This window comes from Nocardioides sp. (assembly GCF_016462705.1).
Taxonomy (GTDB): Bacteria; Actinomycetota; Actinomycetes; order Propionibacteriales; family Nocardioidaceae; genus Nocardioides.
On sequence record NZ_JAEMSS010000055.1, the window covers coordinates 1 to 16,795 of the forward strand.

The following is a 16,795-nucleotide window of genomic DNA, read 5'->3' on the forward strand; positions in this document are numbered from 1 at the left end:
GGTCTCCGCGGTGCGCACCCACGTCCCGTCCTGGGACTTCCGGGTCCCGACGGGCGGGCTCGCGCTGTGGTGCCGGCTGCCGGAGGCGCTGGGCACGGCGGTGGCAGCCGCCGCGGAGCGGCACGGCGTCATCGTCGCGCCGGGGCCGGTGTTCGCCGCCGAGGGCGGGCTCGACCGGTTCCTCCGGATCCCGTGGACGAAGCGTCCGGACGAGCTGACGCTGGCCGCGGAACGGATCGGCGCAGCGTGGGACGAGGTCCAGGGCCGGCGTACATCGGGAGGCGCCCCTCGCCGCGTGATGGTGGCCTAGCCCGAACTGAGCCGACCCGGGCGAGCGAGAGCGCGCGTGGCGAGCACGAGCGAGCGCGCCCCGCCCGGGGCCGAAGCTCGCGGGGGGAAGCTAGGACAGGTCGACAGCCCGCACCGACGCCGCCTCGATCGCGTGCTCGATCTCCTCGAGCGTCTCGGCGGCGATCGAGGTGTCGACCGACAGCGCGACGAGGGCGTGCCCGCCCTTCTCGTCGCGGGCGACCTGCATGCCGGCGATGTTGATGCCGGCGTCGCCGAGGATCTGGCCGACCGTGCCGACCATGCCGGGCCGGTCCTCGTAGACGAAGAACGCCAGGTGGTCGGTGGGCTCGAGGTCGACGTCGAAGCCGTTGACCTCGACGATCCGCTCGCGCTGGTGGATGCCGACCAAGGTGCCGCTCACCGAGACCTGTGAGCCGTCGGCCAGGGTGCCGCGGATCGTGATGACGTTGCGGTGGTCGGGGCTCTCCGAGTCGGCGACCAGACGGACGGCGGTGCCGCGCTCGGCCGCGAGGAGCGGCGCGTTGACGTAGGAGACCTGGTCCTCGACGACGTCGGTGAAGACGCCCTTGAGGGCGGCGAGCTCGAGCACCTTGACGTCGTAGGCGGTGATCTCGCCGCGCACCTCGACGTCGATCTGCTGGGCGACCTCGCCGGCCAGCGCCGTGAAGACCCGGCCGAGCTTCTCGGTGAGCGGGATGCCGGGGCGGACGTCCTCGGCGATCACGCCGCCCTGGACGTTGACGGCGTCGGGCACGAGCTCCCCGGACAGGGCCAGGCGGACCGAGCGGGCGACCGCGATGCCGGCCTTCTCCTGCGCCTCGTCGGTGGAGGCGCCGAGGTGCGGTGTGGCCACGACGTTGTCGAGCTCGAAGAGGGGGCTGTCGGTGCACGGCTCGGTGGCGAACACGTCGAGGCCGGCGGCGGCGACCCGGCCCTCCTTGAGCGCGGCGTAGAGCGCCGCCTCGTCGACGATGCCGCCACGGGCGGCGTTGACCAGGACCAGCGACGGCTTGACCCGGTGCAGCTGGTCGTCGCCGATCAGGCCGAGGGTCTCCGGGGTCTTGGGGAGGTGGACGGACATGAAGTCGGACTCGGCGAGCAGGGTGTCGAGGTCGACGAGGCGAACCCCCATCTGTGCGGCCCGGCCGGCCTGGACGTACGGGTCGTACGCGATGACCGTCATCCCGAACGCGCTCAGCCGCTGGGCGACCAGCACGCCGATCCGGCCCAGCCCGACGATGCCGACGGTCTTCTCGTAGAGCTCGATCCCGGTGTACTTCGACCGCTTCCACTCGCCGTTGCGCAGCGCCGCGTGGGCGGGCGAGATGTGCCTGGCCGCCGCGAGCATGAGGGCGACGGCGAGCTCGGCGGCGGAGACGATGTTGGACGTCGGCGCGTTGACGACCATCACGCCGGACTGGGTCGCCGCGCGCACGTCGACGTTGTCGAGCCCGACCCCGGCCCGGGCGACGACCTTGAGCCGGGTGGCCGCGGCGAGCGCCTCGGAGTCCACCTTCGTCGCGGAGCGGACCAGCAGGGCGTCGGCGTCGACGATCGCCGCTAGGAGCTCGCCACGGTCGGCGCCGTCGCACTCGCGCACGTCGAAGTCCGGCCCGAGGGCCTCGATGGTGGCCGGGCTCAGCGTCTCCGCGATGAGGACGACGGGCCGGGCGGTCGGCTTGCTCACAGCGGTGACTCCACGGGGGTGGCAGGGGGTGGTGGACCAGGTGCTGCACGACGCTGTGCCAGTCGGCCACAGTACCCGACCACCGGACCACAATCCGGATGCGTACGCCGGTCGGGCGACCTACCCTGGACACGTGATCTGAGACGCGAACGTGCCTTCCCACCGTTGCGATCTCAGGAGACCTGTGTCCACTCCCCCAGGCGTTCTCACCTTCTCCGGCGTCGGCCTCACCTGGCCGGACGGCCAGCCGGTCCTCGACGGCCTGGACCTCGTCGTGCCCGCCGGCCGCTCCGGCCTGGTCGGCGCGAACGGGTCCGGCAAGTCCACGCTGCTGCGCCTCGCCGCCGGCGAGCTCAGCCCCACCCGCGGGTCCGTCCAGGTCACCGGCCGGGTCGGCTACCTGCCCCAGGACCTCACCCTCGAGCGGGACCGACCGGTCGACGAGCTCCTCGGGATCGCGGTACCTCTCCGGGCGCTGCGCCGGCTCGACCGCGGCTCCGGCGACCCCGCCGACCTCGAGGCGGTCGGCGACGACTGGGACGTCGAGGACCGCGCGAGGTCCGAGCTGGACCGGCTGGGCCTGCCCGCGGACGTGCTCGACCGGCGGCTCGGCGAGCTGTCGGGGGGCGAGGTCGTCGGCCTCGGCCTCGCCCGGCTCCTGCTGGCCAGACCCGACGTCCTGCTCCTCGACGAGCCGACCAACAACCTGGACGCGCGGGCCAGGGCACGGCTCCACGAGGTCCTGGGCACGTGGCCGCGCACCCTGCTGGTCGTCAGCCACGACCGCGAGCTGCTCGAGCGGATGGAGCGGATCGGCGACCTGCGCGACGGCCGGGTGCGCTGGTACGGGGGCGGGTTCTCCGCCTACGCCGAGCAGGTCCGGGCCGAGCAGGCGGCCGCCGAGCAGACGGTGACCGCGGCCCGCGCCGACCTGCGCCGGCAGAAGGCGGACCGGGTCGAGGCCGAGCGGGTCATCGCGCAACGCAGGCGACAGGGGCGCCAGGCACAGCTGTCCGGCGGGATCCCCAAGATCGTGGCCGGCATGAAGAAGAACTCCGCCGAGCGGTCGGCCGCGAGCTACCGCAGGGTCCACGAGGGACGGCTCGAGGACGCCCGGGAGCGACTCGAGGCCGCCGAGTCGCGACTGCGCGAGGAGCGCTCGATCCGGGTGGAGCTGCCGGCCACCGAGGTGCCGCGCGGCCGGGTGGTCCTGACCACCCAGGCCCTCGTCCTCCGCAACGGCGCCGAGGTGGAGCTCGAGCTGCGCGGGCCGGACCGGGTCGCGGTCGTGGGCCCCAACGGCGCCGGCAAGACCACGTTCCTGGAGACGGTCGCGGGCACGGTGCCGCCCCGTTCGGGGTCGGTGCGCACGCACGTCCCGACGGCCCTCCTGCCGCAGCGGCTGGACCTCCTCGACCAGCGGCTGAGCGTCGTGGACAACGTGCTCGCGCGGGCGCCGGGCCAGGAGGTCAACCCGGTGCGGGCCCAGCTCGCGAGGTTCCTGTTCCGGGGCGCCGCCGCCGACCGCACGGTCGCCACCCTGTCGGGAGGGGAGCGCTTCCGGGCCACCCTCGCGGCGCTCCTGCTGGCCGACCCCGCTCCGCAGCTGCTGATGCTCGACGAGCCGACCAACAACCTCGACCTGGCGTCGTACGACGCCCTGGTGTCGGCGCTGGCCGCCTACCGGGGGGCGCTGCTGGTCGTCAGCCACGACGCCCGCTTCCTGGACGAGGTCGGCGTCGACCGGGCGCTGGCGCTCGGGTGAGCCCAGAGCACCCTGGGGCCATACTCCAGAGGTGGGTCAGCCGGCCGAGCCGCGGAAGCTGGTCGTGCGCACGGCGCCGAAGGCCTCGCCCCTGCTCGAGGCCCTGGTGGTCACGCTGCACGACGGACGGGTGGGCTTCTCGGCGCGGGTCGGCGACGTCCGCCAGGTCGACGGCGCACCGCTGCTGCTCTACGCCGCGGGCACGACCGAGCCGGCGTACGAGGGGGTGGCGAGCGTGCTGCGCAGCGGGGCCGCCTACGAGGAGGTCCGCGGCCGGACCCGGGCGGCCGAGCCCTGGTGGGCCCGCGGCCGGCGCCGCGCGGACAGTGCGGTCGTCGTGCTCGGCGCCGACGAGGGTCAGGCGAACAACGATTCGCCGACGTAGTCGCCCTTCGCCACGCCGGGCGGCACGGCGAAGAGCGCGGAGCCGCGCACCTTGAGGTACTCCATCAGCGCGTCGGCCTTGGCCATCTGCAGCTGGATCGGGATGAAGTGGGTGTCCGGGTTGCGCACGTAGGCGAGGAAGAAGAGACCTGCGTCCAGCCCGCCGAGGTCGTCGCTGCCGTCGACGAAGTTGTAGCCGCGGCGCAGCATCTTCGCGCCGCCGTGGAAGTCCGGGTGCACCTGGCGCAGGTGTGAGTCCGTGGCGATCACCGGGGCGCCGTTGCTGCCGGGCATGTCGAAGTCGGGCGCGGTGAGCTCGTCACCACCCGACAGAGGCGCCCCGACGCCCTTCGTCCGGCCGACGAAGGCCTCCTGGTCGCCCAGGGGCTGTCGGTCCCAGACCTCGATGGTCATGTTGAAGCGGCGGGCCACCAGGTAGGAGCCGCCGGCCAGCCACTCCGCCTTCGGGTCGTCACCCGCGTCCACCCAGACGTGACTGTCCAGCTCCGTCGTGTCCTCGGCCTTGACGTTGGCGGTGCCGTCCTTGAACCCGAACAGGTTGCGCGGGGTGTCCTGGCCGACCGAGGTCGTCGAGGTGCGGCCGAACCCCAGCTGGGACCAGCGGACGGACACGGTGCCGAAGCCGATCCGGGCCAGGTTGCGGATCGCGTGCACGGCGACCTGCGGGTCGTTGGCGCACGCCTGCACGCACAGGTCGCCGTAGGACCTGGCCGGGTCGAGGTTGTCGGCCGGGAAGTGCGGCAGCTCGCGCAGTGCCTCGGGCCGGCGGTCGGCGATGCCGAAGCGGTCGTTGCCGTCGGCGTCGAGGAACAGGGACGGGCCGAAGCCGAAGGTGATCGTCAGCCCGCTGGGCGGCAGCCCGATCGCCTCACCGGTGTCGTCGGGCGGGAGGTTGCTCGCGCCGTCGACGGCTCCGACCGCTCCCGCGTCCAGGCCCGCGGTCATCCGGGCCGCCGCGTCGGTCCAGGCCTGCAGGAGCGCGACGAGCTCGTCCCGGTCGTCGGTCCGCACGTCGAACGCCGCGAAGTGCAGCCGGTCCTGCATCGGCGTGACGATCCCCGCCTGGTGGGCCCCGTGGAAGTCGTACGCGAGCGGCGTCGCGGCCGCGGCGGGCGCGCCGTCGCCGGCCCGACCGACCGCGAAGGCGCCGGCGACCCCCGCGGCGGCCGCGCCGCCGCCGAGGAGCCCGCGTCTCGAGACCTTGACCTTGGGCACCCTGGGCACGCTAGGAGAGCACCGCCGCGGTGAGTCGGGACAGCGGCTCGGACAGCGCGTTGACCCCGTCCGAGAGCGCCTTGACCTCGTCGGGGGTCAGCTCGTCGTAGTACTTGAACCCGTCGCCCACCCGGTGCGAGTCGAGCAGCGCCTGCAGCTCGGCGAACCGGTTCTCCAGCGCGTTGGCGAGCTCGGGGTCCTTGCCCTCGACGATCGGCTGGACGCCCTCGAAGGCGACCTTGGCGCCGTCGACGTTGGCCTGGAAGTCCCACAGGTCGGTGCGCGACCAGTACTCCTCCTCGCCGGTGACCTTGCCGGTCGCGACCTCCTCGAGCAGCCCGCGCGAGCCGTTGGCGATCTGGTCGATCGTGTAGGTCAGCTCCTGCACCCGGGTGTCGAGCTCGGTGGTGTTGGCGAGCAGGTCGTCGGCGTAGAGGGCGCGCTCGTCCTCGGTGAGCGGCGTGTAGCCCTCCGCCCGGGCCGGCCAGAGGTCCTTCTCGACGCGGTGCCAGCCGGTGAACTCCGCGCCGGGCTCGAGGTCGGCCTCGCGGGCGTCCATCATCGGGTCGAGGTCACCGAAGGACTCGGCCACGGTCTCGATCCGCTCCCAGTGGGTGCGCGCGTCGGCGTAGAGCGCGCGGGCCGCGTCGTCGTCCTCGGCCTTGTACAGCTCGACGAACTCGGTCGTCTTCTCCAGCAGCTGCGCCGACTGGTCCTCCACGTACGACGCGTAGTTGGCGACCGCCTGGTCCACCAGGGCCTGGTCGTCGGCGTCGACCACCGGCTCCTCGTCGGACGCGGTCACCGTGAAGTCCGCGCGGATGCCCTCGCCCTTCATGCCCGGCTTGCACGCGGTGACGTAGCTGCCCGCGGGGGCGGTGACGGTGAGCTCGCGGTTGAGGTCGGGACCGATGTTCTCGACCTCGGCGACGATCCGCAGCCCGTCCTCGCCGAGGAGGTAGAACTCGGTGACCTGCGACCCGCTGTTGGCGACGTCGAAGGTCAGCGTGCCGGCGGGCGCCTCGGACGCGGACAGCTCGCAGGCGTCGTCGCTCGACTCGACGGTGAGCGCCCGGGGGTCGTCGGCGTCGCCGCCTCCGCCACCCGTGCTCTCGGTCCCGCAGGCGGCCAGGACCGGAGCGCTGAGCAGCAGCCCGGCGATGAGCAGAGGTGTGCGCATGGTGATGGGGCTTCCTTCGTCAGTGGGAGACCGCGGCGGGTGCCAGCGGCGGGGCCGGGACCGTGCGGCGTCGCACGGAGCGGAAGAAGAGGAGACCGACCACGACGACGTAGGCGGCCCACACGGCGACCTCGAGCTTGGTGCTGGCCGGCGAGAAGTTGAAGATGCCCTTGAGCAGGGTGCCGTACCAGGAGCTGGGGTCGATGGTCGCGGAGACGTCGAACGCGAGGTTGTCGAGCCCCGGCAGGAAGTCCGCCTCCTGGAGGTCGTGCACGCCGTAGGCCAGCACCCCGGCGGCGACCAGGATCAGGAACGCCCCGGTCCAGGTGAAGAACCTGGTGAGGTTGATCGTGATCGCGCCCCGGTAGACGAGGTAGCCCAGGGCCACCGCCGTGAGGATCCCGGCCAGCCCCGCCAGGAGCGGGGTTGCGGTCTGCTCGGCGGTAGGGCTCAGGTCACGCCCGACCGCGGCCCGCGTGCTGGTCCACAGGATCAGCGCCGTCTCCAGGCCCTCGCGACCCACGGAGAGGAACGCGATCAGCGCGAGCGACCAGCGGCTGCCCTCGACGGCACTGTCGATGCTGCCGCGCAGCCGGGTGCCGATCGTCCGGGCGGCCCCGGCCATCCAGAAGATCATCCAGGTCACGAAGCAGACGGCCACGATCGAGAGGGTGCCCCCGATGAGCTCCTGGGTCTTGAAGGTGAACTGCCTGGACTGCAGGCCGAGACCGAGGGTGATCGCCACGCTCAGCGCCACCGCGAGCGCGACCCCGGCCCGGATCCGCGGCAGCAGGTGTCGCCGGTCGGTCTTCACGAGGTAGGCGACCAGGATGCTGACGACGAGCGCGGCCTCCAGCCCCTCGCGCAGGCCGATCAAGTAGTTGGCGACCACATCCGCTGACTGTACGCCGATGAGTTAGGAGTGCCTAACCTAGGTGAGGTTTCCCTCACCTGGTGGTCTCAGATCGCGCAGCCGTCGGGCCCGCAGGCGTCCGCACCGGCCCCGCCCACGACCTCGAGGACCGGGTGCTGGTCGGCCCACGCCCGGTCGAGCACCTGCGCGAAGACCTCGGTCGGCTGGGCGCCGGAGAGGCCGTACCTCTCGTCGACGACGTAGAACGGCACTCCCCCGGCGCCGTAGGCGCGGGCCTTCGCGATGTCGACGGCCACGGCGTCGGCGTACTCGTCGGAAGACAGCACCTGGTCGACCCGGACCGGGTCGAGGCCGGTCTCCACGGCGACCCGGCGAAGCACGTCGTGGTCGCCCATGGACTCGCCCCGGCTGAAGTACGCCGCCAGCAGCGCCTCCTTCAGCTCGGCCTGGCGGCCGGCGGCCTTGGCCAGGTGCAGCAGACGGTGCGCGTCCACGGTGCGCGCGTGCGGGGTGTCGGCGTGGTGGAAGTGCAGACCCGCGGCAGCCGCGGCCCCGTCGGCGCGGGCCATGAGCTCGCGCGCGCCGGCCACGTCGGTGCCGAACTTCTTGGCGAGCGACTCCACCGTGCTCTCGACCGGCACCTGAGGAGCGCCGGGGTCGAGCTCGAACGAGCGGTACTCGATCTCGACGTGGTCGCGGTGCGGGAAGGCGGCGAGCGCCTGCTCGAGATGGCGCTTGCCGATGTAGCACCAGGGGCAGACGACGTCGGACCAGATCTCGATGCGCACGCCGGGTCAACAGACCCCCACCGACCGATGTTCCCGGGGTCGACCCCGAGAACCCCTCAGGGTCCGATCGGGGGTCCGTCGGGACCCGTCCCCGATGTGGGCGGCCTCTGTCCGCCAGGAGGGTGGACCCATGATCGAAGTCAGCCACCTGTCCAGGACGTACGGCGGCCTCCACGCCGTCGACGACGTCACCTTCACCGCCCGACCCGGCCGGGTCACCGGCTTCCTCGGGCCCAACGGCGCCGGCAAGTCCACCACCATGCGGGTGATGGTCGGCCTCACCCCCGCCAGCTCGGGCTCGGCCACGGTGCTCGGCCGTCACTACGCCGACCTGCCCAACCCGGGCCGCGAGGTCGGGGTCCTCCTCGACGCCTCCGCCCAGCACGCCGGCCGGACCGGCCGCGAGACCCTGCGGATCGCCGCCCTGACCATGGGCCTGCCGACCGCCCGCACCGACGAGATGATCGACCTGGTCGGTCTCACGCCGACCGAGGCCTCGCGCCGGGTCAAGAACTACTCGCTCGGCATGCGCCAGCGGCTCGGCATCGCCACGGCGCTGATCGGCGACCCCGAGGTGCTCATCCTCGACGAGCCCGCCAACGGCCTTGACCCGGCGGGCATCCGGTGGATGCGCGACCTCCTGCGCGGCTTCGCCGACCAGGGCGGGACCGTGCTCCTGTCCTCGCACCTCCTGCACGAGATCGAGGTCATCGCCGACGACCTGGTCGTCATCGGCCAGGGCCGGATCGTGGCCCAGGGCACCAAGGCCGAGCTGCTGGCCGCGGCCGGCACGTTGGTCCGCTCCACCGCGACCACCGAGCTCAGCCAGGCGCTCACCGCCTCCGGCGTCACCGTCAGCCGGTCCGGCCCCGACCTGCTCCGCGTGGACGCGGAGCCGGACCTCGTCGGCAAGGTGGCGCTCGCCGCCGGTGTCGCCCTCACCGAGCTCCGCGCCGCCGACGGCGCCGGGCTCGAGGAGATGTTCCTCGACCTGACCGCAGACACAGCTCGCGAAGGAGTTGCCGCATGACCACGTTGACCGCCACACCTGAGGTGGCTGCCGTCGCCGGGCCCGGCCGCGAGACGCCGGCCCGGATCCCGTTCACCCGGGTCCTCCAGGTCGAGCTCATCAAGATGGTCGACACCCGGTCGGGCTTCTGGCTGATGATCGGCATCGCCGCCTCGGCGCTGATCGCCACGGGCGCCGTGATCGCGTTCGCCCCCGACGACCAGATCGTCTACGACAACTTCGGGGCGGCCATCGGCGTTCCGATGGTGTTCCTGCTGCCCGTGATGGCGATCCTCTCGGTCACCTCCGAGTGGAGCCAGCGCAGCGGCCTGACGACGTTCACCCTGGTCCCGCACCGGAACCGGGTGCTGGCCGCCAAGGCGATCGTCGCGATGGTCGTCGGCGCCGTGTCCATCGGCGTGGCGCTCGCGATCGGTGCCCTGGGCAACGTCATCGGAGCCGGCATCGCCGGCGTGGACCCGGTCTGGGACATCTCGCTGAGCCAGGCGCTCACCCTGACGTTCGCCAACGTGATGAACCTGATGATCGGTTTCATGCTCGGCGTCCTGATCCGCAACTCCCCCGGTGCCGTCGTGGGCTACTTCGTCTACGGGTTCGTGCTTCCGCCGCTGACGATGCTGCTCGCCGAGCTCAACGGCTGGTGGAAGGACGCCCAGCCGTGGCTGGACTTCAACTTCGCCCAGGGACCGTTGTACGACGGGCAGATGAACGGGACCGAATGGGCACACCTCGCGGTCTCGGGCTCGATCTGGCTGCTGCTGCCGCTGGCGGTCGGCCTCTACCTGGTCCGCCGGTCCGAGGTGAAGTAGGTCTGCTGCACCGACGACGACTGTGGCGCACGTCGCCCCCACCGGGGTGGCGTGCGCCACGGCGTCGTCCCGGCCGCCGCGTTACGGTCGAGCAATGCTCTCTCGGAAGTCGCTGGCGCGCGTCCTGGTCGTCCCCGTCCTCGCAGCGGCCGGCCTCGCCGTCGCAGCGCCCGCCCAGGCGTCGGTCACCGGGACCACCTCGGCCGCGGACTTCGTGCTGCAGAACAAGTGCCGCCAGCACCCGGTCGACTACGCCCTCGCGGTCACCCCGGAGACGACGCTGTGGCAGGTCAAGCTCACCCTGGTCCACCCCGGGGGGACCAGCTCCGAGGGCGTCGACCTGTCGTCGGTCGACGGCGACCCCACCAGCGGGACGGTGCACTTCCTCATCTGCGGGTCGGCCGACCCCGGCACCTACACGATCCGCACGACCGGCAGCTACCAGGTGGTCGCGCCGCTGGTGAACATCCCGGTCGCCGTCGCGGAGAGCACCTTCGAGGTGCGGCGGGCCGCGACCCGCACCAAGCTGAACAGCACGCACCTGGGCGACGACCGCTACCGGCTGGTCGCCAAGGTCAAGGACGAACGACGCAGCGGCTTCAAGCCGACCTCGAGCGCGGAGGTCGTGTTCCAGCGCCGGGTCGACGGCGCCTGGAAGGTCATCCGCGGGTCGCGAGCGATGACCGACCGAGGCGTCGCGACGGCGGTGGTGAACGGGTCCGCCGGAACCAGGGTCCGGGCCGTCACCAGGCCCGACGGCTACCTGGACGGTTCCACCTCCGGCCCGGTCAGGCTCGGTTCCTAGACCGGGGCCGGACCGAACCCGCGGATCTGCCGCGGAGCCGGCCGTGCGTGGCATATCGTTCCCCCGTCCATAGTCGAAGGCGTCTCTCCGGGATGACGCGAGATCTGACGGGGAACCGGAACGGATGTCGATCGACCTGCACCGCGCCGCGCGCCGCCACTCTGCCGTCGCCGTCCTGACCGCCCTGTGCCTGGTGGTCCCGGCGTTCCTCGGGCTCACGTCCGGCGCGACGGCGGCCGGCGGCTCGTCGGCGTACGACCGCGCGATCAACGAGAACACCTGCGACCTGCTCGGTCGGGCCTACACCAAGGGCGTCGGCTGCTCCCGCACCAGGTGCGTGGACGGAGCCCGGCTGTTCCGGAAGGTCTACGGCGCCGAGGCCTGTCAGCTCAAGGGGCAGGGCGAGTACGGCTTCGTCTCCACGATCGACTTCCGCACCTGCGCGGCCCTGGGCCGCCGCTGGATCCGCCAGGTCAACTTCTGCGCCTCCTACCCGGACCGCTCCGTCACGGCGGTGTACGACGCGCCGCAGTGCGTGGGCGCACGAAGCGTCTACGTCCGCAACACCGAGGCCGACGGCTACTACGACGAGTGCCTGACGCCCGCCCGGGTCAACGAGCTCGTGGGCTACGCCCGGACCGCCGGCTCCGACCTCACGGCCGAGGCCTCGCTGCGCTCGGGCGTCCAGTGCGAGCACCGGCCCGCAGCCAGCTACGTGGACGGCAGGTGCGTGCCCGACCCGGGCTCGGTCCCGGCCAAGGGCGGCGTCCTCATGGTCGGCGACTCGCTGACCTGGCGTGGCACCGACGAGCTCGGCAAGATGCGGCGGACGTTCACCCTGGACGGCGAGCCGGCGCGGCCGATCAGCGAGCTGCAGAAGCGCCTCGACTACTACGTCTCCGGCCACGGCCAGCCCACCGGCCTGATCATCGCGCTCGGCGCCGTCCCCCCGCCGGCCGGCTACGGGAAGTCCGACCTCGCCAGGACCGTCAAGACCGTGCCGGGCTCCACCAAGATCATGTTCGTGATGCCGTACGCCGCCCTGCCGAGCGGCAAGACCTCGCCGCGGACCACCAAGATCGGCGGCTGGATGAAGGCGATCGCCAGGTCCCGCGGCCGGGCCTGCGTCGCCGACTGGCCGTCGTTCGTGCGGTCCCACCGGAGCCTGCTCCAGGACGGGGTCCACGTGAAGAACCCGCAGGAGAAGAGCTGGGCGAAGTTCATGGCCCAGCAGTGGGGACGCTGCTAGCGGGGCCCGAGCACCCGGGACATTGGTCCCTTCCGCGAACCGCGTGCCATCGCCACCGTGTTGCCCATGACCATCCGGCCACGTGACCTGACCGACCTCTACCTCTCACCGGTCGCCATCGAGCTCGACCGGCGTCTGGACGAGCTCTCTCCCCTGCCGGTCGAGGAGCTCGAGCGCCGGGTCGCGCTGAGCACCGACCGCGAGGCGTACGGGCCCACGGCCCGCGCGGAGCTCTTCATGCAGAGCCTCTCCCACCTGATGCCGCTGCACGGGTGGGAGCTGGACTACGAGCCGCGCGGCGTCCGGGTGCGGCACGGCGACCACTCGCTGGTGCTCGGCGTCCCGGACTGCGTCCGGGAGTACGTCGGCCGCTGAGCTCAGTCAGGAGCCGGCGTGACCGAGGTCTGCCAGGCAGCCTGGGTGAACTCGCGCAGGTAGGTCACGGCGGCCTGGCCCGAGCCGGTCAGCACCGCTGACAGCACCAGGATCCCGTCCCTCAGCTGGGCGTTCTCGACCCACGGCAGCTCCGTGCGCACCCCGTCCACCTCGACCGTGAACACAGCTCGTTGGCTTCCGGGGTGCACCGGCTCCAGGATCTCCATGGCGGTCCGCTCAGCTCCGAGCGGAGGTGCCCTCGACGTAGTCCGAGTCGTGGCTCTTGACCCACGCCATCAGCTTGCGCAGCTCGCGTCCGGTCTGCTCGATCGGGTGCTGCTCGCCCTTCTCGCGGAAGGCCTTGAACTCGGGTGAGCCGGCGTCCTGGTCGGCGATGAACCGCTCGGCGAAGGAGCCGTTCTTGATGTCCTCGAGGACCGCCACCATGTTGGCCTTCACGTCAGGCGTGATGACCCGGGGTCCCGACACGTAGTCGCCGTACTCGGCGGTGTCGGACACCGACCAGCGCTGCTTGGCGATGCCGCCCTCGTACATGAGGTCGACGATCAGCTTGAGCTCGTGCAGGCACTCGAAGTAGGCCACCTCTGGCTGGTAGCCCGCCTCGGTGAGCACCTCGAAGCCGTACATGACCAGCTGGGAGGCACCGCCGCAGAGCACGGCCTGCTCGCCGAACAGGTCGGTCTCGGTCTCCTCGGTGAACGTCGTCCTGATGCCGCCGGCGCGCAGGCCGCCGATCGCCTTGGCGTAGGACAGCGCCAGCGGCCACGCGGACCCCGAGGCGTCCTTCTCGACAGCGACCAGGACGGGGACGCCACGGCCGTCGACGTACTCGCGACGGACCAGGTGACCGGGTCCCTTGGGGGCGACCATGAACACGTCGACGCCCTCGGGCGGGGTGATGTAGCCGAACCGGATGTTGAAGCCGTGGCCGAAGACGAGCGTGTCGCCGGGGGCGAGCGCGGGCTCGATCTCCTCGGCGTAGAGCTTCCGCTGGTGCTGGTCGGGCGCCAGGATCACGATGACGTCGGACTCCTCCGCGGCCTCCGCCGGGGTGACGACCCGCAGCCCCTCGGCCTCGGCCTTGGCACGGCTCGTGGAACCGGGCTGCAGCCCGACCCGGACGTCGACGCCCGAGTCGCGCAGGCTCAGCGCGTGGGCGTGGCCCTGGGAGCCGTAGCCGATCACCGCCACGTTCTTGCCCTGGATGAGGGCGAGGTCGGCGTCGTCGTCGTAGAACATCTCAGCCACTGAGGGCTCCTTCTGGTTGCGTTGCGTGGAGGACGTGCGAGGTTGCGAGACGGCTCCCAACCCTCCTGGAGCGGAAGGTGATGAGGGCCCTCCTCAACCGGCGCTGGGGATGGGGATCGGGACGGGGCGCAGGGAGCGCTCCGAGATCGAGCGGGGGCCGCGGCCGATCGCGACCATGCCGGACTGCACCAGCTCACGGATCCCGAAGGGCTCCATGATCCGCAGGAAGTCCGCGATCTTGCCGGCGTTGCCGGTCACCTGCACGGTGATGGCATCGGCCGCGACGTCGATGACCTTGGCACGGAAGAGCTGGACGGTGTCGAGCACCTGTCCGCGGTTGTCGGCGGTCGCGGACACCTTGACCAGGACGATCTGCCGGGTCACCGACGACTCGGGGTCGAGCTCGACGATCTTGATGACCTCGACCAGCTTGTTGAGCTGCTTGGTCACCTGCTCGAGCGGCGACTCCTCGACGTTGACCACGATCGTCATCCGGGACACGTCGGCCGATTCGGTCGGTCCGACCGCCAGCGACTCGATGTTGAAGCCGCGGCGGCTGAACAGGCCCGCGATCCGGGCCAGGACGCCGGGCTTGTCCTCCACGAGGACGCTCAGGGTGTGCCTGGACATGTCAGAGGTCGTCCTCGTCGAAGTCGGGCGCGAGGTCTCGCGCGTACTTGATGTCGTCGTTGCTGGTGCCGGCGGCGACCATCGGCCAGACCATGGCGTCGCGGTGCACCCGGAAGTCGACGACGACGGGGACGTCGTTGATCTCCATCGCCTTGGTGATGGTGGCGTCGACGTCCTCGGGGCTGTCGCAGGCCAGGCCCACGCAGCCGTAGGCCTCAGCGAGCTTGACGAAGTCGGGGATCCGCTTGGACTGGAGGTCGGTGTTGGAGTAGCGCGAGTTGTAGAACAGCGTCTGCCACTGCCGCACCATCCCGAGCGACTCGTTGTTGATGATCGCGACCTTGATCGGGATGTCGTTGATCGCGCAGGTGGCCAGCTCCTGGTTGGTCATCTGGAAGCAGCCGTCGCCGTCGATCGCCCAGACCGTCGAGCCGGGCATGCCGACCTTGGCGCCCATCGCCCCCGGCACCGCGAAGCCCATCGTCCCGAGCCCGCCGGAGTTGATCCAGGTGCGCGGCTTCTCGTAGCCGACGAACTGCGCGGCCCACATCTGGTGCTGTCCGACGCCCGCGGTGTAGATCGCGTCTGGGCCGGCGATCGCACCCAGGCGCTCGATGACGTACTGCGGCGCGAGGCTGTCGTCGGTCGTGTCGTAGCCGAGCGGGTACTTGCCCCGCACCCCCGCCAGGAACTGCACCCAGGCCTCGTAGTCGCCGGTGTTGCCGTTGTCCGCCTCGGCGCGCAGCGCGACGACCAGGTCGCTGATGACCTCGCGGGCGTCGCCCACGATCGGCACGTCGGCGTGCCGGTTCTTCCCGATCTCCGCCGGGTCGATGTCCGCGTGGATGACCTGGGCGCCCGGGGCGAACGAGTCGAGGTTGCCGGTGACCCGGTCGTCGAAGCGGGCGCCGAGGCTGATGATCAGGTCGCTCTTCTGGAGAGCGGCCACGGCGGCGACACTGCCGTGCATGCCCGGCATGCCGAGGTGCTGCGGGTGGCTGTCCGGGAACGCCCCGCGGGCCATCAGGGTGGTGATGACCGGCATCCCGGTGAGCTCGGCGAGTGCCAGCAGCTCCTTCGAGGCGGCGGCACGGATCGTGCCGCCCCCGACGTAGAGCACCGGACGGCGGGACTCGAGGATCAGCCGGGTCGCCTCCCGGATCTGCTTGGCGTGCGGTCGGGTCACAGGGCGGTAGCCGGGCAGGTGCAGCTCGGCCGGCCACTGGAACGTCGTGGTCGCCTGGAGCGCCGACTTCGCGACGTCGACCAGCACCGGGCCAGGGCGGCCGGTCGAGGCGATGTGGAAGGCCTCGGCGATCCGGCGCGGGATCTCGTCGGGGTCGGTCACCAGGAAGTTGTGCTTGGTGATCGGCATCGTGATGCCGCGGATGTCCGCCTCCTGGAAGGCGTCGGTGCCGATGGACGCGGCGCCGACCTGGCCGGTGACGGCCACCATCGGGACGGAGTCCATGTGGGCGTCGGCGATCGGGGTCACCAGGTTGGTCGCCCCCGGCCCGGACGTCGCCATGCACACGCCGACCCGGCCGGTGGCCGAGGCGTAGCCCTGGGCCGCGTGCCCGGCGCCCTGCTCGTGGCGCACCAGGATGTGCCGGATCGACGAGTCCATCAGCGGGTCGTAGGCCGGGAGGATGGCGCCGCCCGGGATGCCGAAGATGTGCTCGACGCCGGCCGCCTCCAACGAGGTGATCAGGCTCTGGGCCCCGGTGATCTCTTCGGTCATGGTTCTCGGTCTCCTGCGGTGTCGGCGTTCGTACTCATGAAAAAGCCCCTCTGTTGCCTGGCAACAACGAGGGGCGACGCGTCAGCGGGCGCTGTGTTGGCTAACGGGGGCCGACGCGTCAGTGACGTACGAGGAGGTGGTGCCGCATGGGAAGAACGGTAACGCACCGTCCCAGGATCCGGTATGGAGGTCTCGGCATTCGATCGGCTACTCGTAGCGGCCCTCCGGGGTGCAGACGCAGGCCTTGTTGCCGTGCCGGTCCGCGAGCACCCAGAACGCGGGCGCGTACTCGTCGGTGACGAGCGTGCCTCCAGCGGCGAGGGCAGCGTCGATCCGCGCCTGCGCGGCCTCGATCGGCACGATCACGTCGTAGTGGAACCGCTGCTGGACCTCCCCCGAGGCGCCCGCAGACTCCTGGAACCACAGCGCGGTACGCCGGCCGCCCGGGTCCTCCACCTGGTGGCCGTTGTGAACGACCTCGTAGCCGAGGACCGCGGCCCAGAAGTCCCGCACGTCCTCGGCGGCGGGCACGTCGAGCCCGACCTCGAGCGCGATGATCTCGCTCGGCGCCGCCTCGACTCCCAGGTCGGCGGCGATCTCGCTGATCCGCCGGGCCAGGTCGAGGTCCCGGCTGGTGACGCCGCCGACGTCGTGGCTGACC

Annotated in this window: 17 protein-coding genes and 1 pseudogene; 8 read left to right on the forward strand and 10 right to left on the reverse strand. The window is 71.7% G+C overall.

Translation table 11 applies throughout. From position 1 onward, the window contains the following. A pseudogene (locus JHD21_RS09090) lies at nucleotides 1-310 on the forward strand (PLP-dependent aminotransferase family protein); the annotation flags it as partial. A gap of 90 nt (nucleotides 311-400) precedes the next feature. Here JHD21_RS09090 and serA read toward each other — a convergent pair. Then, entirely contained in the window at nucleotides 401-1,999 is a 1,599-nt protein-coding gene (gene serA, locus JHD21_RS09095) for a phosphoglycerate dehydrogenase (protein WP_292673752.1), read from the reverse strand. A 184-nt stretch (nucleotides 2,000-2,183) separates the two neighbouring features. Here serA and JHD21_RS09100 point away from each other — a divergent pair, with 184 nt between their 5' ends. Then, nucleotides 2,184-3,764, forward strand: coding sequence for an ABC-F family ATP-binding cassette domain-containing protein (locus tag JHD21_RS09100; protein WP_292673755.1), 1,581 nt, complete (start codon nucleotides 2,184-2,186; stop codon nucleotides 3,762-3,764). A gap of 31 nt (nucleotides 3,765-3,795) precedes the next feature. After that, nucleotides 3,796-4,149, forward strand: a complete 354-nt coding sequence (locus JHD21_RS09105; protein ID WP_292673757.1) for a hypothetical protein — start codon at nucleotides 3,796-3,798, stop codon at nucleotides 4,147-4,149. Here the strand turns inward: JHD21_RS09105 and efeB are convergent. The 4 genes from efeB to JHD21_RS09125 form a co-directional block, all read right to left on the reverse strand. Beyond that, complete coding sequence (efeB, locus tag JHD21_RS09110; protein WP_292673760.1) at nucleotides 4,122-5,384, reverse strand: iron uptake transporter deferrochelatase/peroxidase subunit; 1,263 nt, start codon at nucleotides 5,382-5,384, stop codon at nucleotides 4,122-4,124. The genes JHD21_RS09105 and efeB overlap by 28 nt on opposite strands. 10 nt (nucleotides 5,385-5,394) lie before the next feature. Then, nucleotides 5,395-6,564 carry an iron uptake system protein EfeO gene (gene efeO / locus JHD21_RS09115; protein ID WP_292673762.1) on the reverse strand — a complete coding sequence of 390 codons (1,170 nt, stop codon included), beginning with the start codon at nucleotides 6,562-6,564 and terminating at the stop codon, nucleotides 5,395-5,397. Between the two features lie 19 nt (nucleotides 6,565-6,583). Then, nucleotides 6,584-7,456 carry an iron uptake transporter permease EfeU gene (gene efeU, locus JHD21_RS09120; protein WP_292673764.1) on the reverse strand — a complete coding sequence of 291 codons (873 nt, stop codon included), beginning with the start codon at nucleotides 7,454-7,456 and terminating at the stop codon, nucleotides 6,584-6,586. Nucleotides 7,457-7,524: 68 nt separating this feature from the next. Beyond that, entirely contained in the window at nucleotides 7,525-8,226 is a 702-nt protein-coding gene (locus tag JHD21_RS09125) for a DsbA family oxidoreductase (RefSeq protein WP_292673767.1), read from the reverse strand. Nucleotides 8,227-8,356: 130 nt separating this feature from the next. Here JHD21_RS09125 and JHD21_RS09130 point away from each other — a divergent pair, with 130 nt between their 5' ends. From JHD21_RS09130 to JHD21_RS09150, 5 genes are all read left to right on the forward strand, one after another. Next, nucleotides 8,357-9,256 (forward strand): ATP-binding cassette domain-containing protein, encoded by a 900-nt coding sequence (locus JHD21_RS09130; protein WP_292673771.1) that lies wholly within the window; start codon nucleotides 8,357-8,359, stop codon nucleotides 9,254-9,256. Continuing rightward, nucleotides 9,253-10,065: an ABC transporter permease subunit gene (locus tag JHD21_RS09135; RefSeq protein WP_292673774.1), complete on the forward strand. Its 813-nt coding sequence runs from the start codon at nucleotides 9,253-9,255 to the stop codon at nucleotides 10,063-10,065. The genes JHD21_RS09130 and JHD21_RS09135 overlap by 4 nt, the downstream gene beginning before the upstream one ends. 94 nt (nucleotides 10,066-10,159) lie before the next feature. After that, the gene (locus JHD21_RS09140) at nucleotides 10,160-10,870 is read left to right on the forward strand and encodes a hypothetical protein (protein ID WP_292673777.1); all 711 of its coding nucleotides are present in this window, start codon (nucleotides 10,160-10,162) and stop codon (nucleotides 10,868-10,870) included. 124 nt (nucleotides 10,871-10,994) lie between these two features. Next, a complete protein-coding gene (locus JHD21_RS09145; protein ID WP_292673780.1) occupies nucleotides 10,995-12,119 on the forward strand; it encodes a hypothetical protein in 1,125 nt (374 codons plus the stop codon). Nucleotides 12,120-12,185: 66 nt separating this feature from the next. Further along, nucleotides 12,186-12,494, forward strand: a complete 309-nt coding sequence (locus JHD21_RS09150) for a hypothetical protein (RefSeq protein WP_292673783.1) — start codon at nucleotides 12,186-12,188, stop codon at nucleotides 12,492-12,494. A 2-nt stretch (nucleotides 12,495-12,496) separates the two neighbouring features. Here JHD21_RS09150 and JHD21_RS09155 read toward each other — a convergent pair whose 3' ends face one another. From JHD21_RS09155 to JHD21_RS09175, 5 genes are all read right to left on the reverse strand, one after another. Continuing rightward, a complete protein-coding gene (locus JHD21_RS09155; protein WP_292673786.1) occupies nucleotides 12,497-12,721 on the reverse strand; it encodes a hypothetical protein in 225 nt (74 codons plus the stop codon). A gap of 10 nt (nucleotides 12,722-12,731) precedes the next feature. Continuing rightward, the gene (ilvC, locus tag JHD21_RS09160; protein WP_292673796.1) at nucleotides 12,732-13,763 is read right to left on the reverse strand and encodes a ketol-acid reductoisomerase; all 1,032 of its coding nucleotides are present in this window, start codon (nucleotides 13,761-13,763) and stop codon (nucleotides 12,732-12,734) included. A 93-nt stretch (nucleotides 13,764-13,856) separates the two neighbouring features. Further along, nucleotides 13,857-14,393 carry an acetolactate synthase small subunit gene (gene ilvN, locus JHD21_RS09165; RefSeq protein ID WP_292673798.1) on the reverse strand — a complete coding sequence of 179 codons (537 nt, stop codon included), beginning with the start codon at nucleotides 14,391-14,393 and terminating at the stop codon, nucleotides 13,857-13,859. A gap of 1 nt (nucleotide 14,394) precedes the next feature. Continuing rightward, complete coding sequence (locus tag JHD21_RS09170) at nucleotides 14,395-16,134, reverse strand: acetolactate synthase large subunit (protein WP_292673801.1); 1,740 nt, start codon at nucleotides 16,132-16,134, stop codon at nucleotides 14,395-14,397. A 207-nt stretch (nucleotides 16,135-16,341) separates the two neighbouring features. Continuing rightward, a partial coding sequence (locus JHD21_RS09175) for a VOC family protein (protein WP_292673803.1) occupies nucleotides 16,342-16,795 on the reverse strand: 454 nt, incomplete at its 5' end.

What these genes read in the sequence shown, in the direction of transcription:
- JHD21_RS09140 (WP_292673777.1), top strand. Translation starts at nt 10,160, where the DNA reads ATGCTCTCTCGGAAGTCGCTGGCGCGCGTCCTGGTCGTCCCCGTCCTC.
- ilvN (WP_292673798.1), bottom strand. Translation starts at nt 14,393, where the DNA reads ATGTCCAGGCACACCCTGAGCGTCCTCGTGGAGGACAAGCCCGGCGTC.
- JHD21_RS09145 (WP_292673780.1), top strand. Translation starts at nt 10,995, where the DNA reads ATGTCGATCGACCTGCACCGCGCCGCGCGCCGCCACTCTGCCGTCGCC.
- JHD21_RS09155 (WP_292673786.1), bottom strand. Translation starts at nt 12,721, where the DNA reads ATGGAGATCCTGGAGCCGGTGCACCCCGGAAGCCAACGAGCTGTGTTC.
- JHD21_RS09150 (WP_292673783.1), top strand. Translation starts at nt 12,186, where the DNA reads ATGACCATCCGGCCACGTGACCTGACCGACCTCTACCTCTCACCGGTC.
- JHD21_RS09170 (WP_292673801.1), bottom strand. Translation starts at nt 16,134, where the DNA reads ATGACCGAAGAGATCACCGGGGCCCAGAGCCTGATCACCTCGTTGGAG.
- efeO (WP_292673762.1), bottom strand. Translation starts at nt 6,564, where the DNA reads ATGCGCACACCTCTGCTCATCGCCGGGCTGCTGCTCAGCGCTCCGGTC.
- JHD21_RS09130 (WP_292673771.1), top strand. Translation starts at nt 8,357, where the DNA reads ATGATCGAAGTCAGCCACCTGTCCAGGACGTACGGCGGCCTCCACGCC.
- JHD21_RS09135 (WP_292673774.1), top strand. Translation starts at nt 9,253, where the DNA reads ATGACCACGTTGACCGCCACACCTGAGGTGGCTGCCGTCGCCGGGCCC.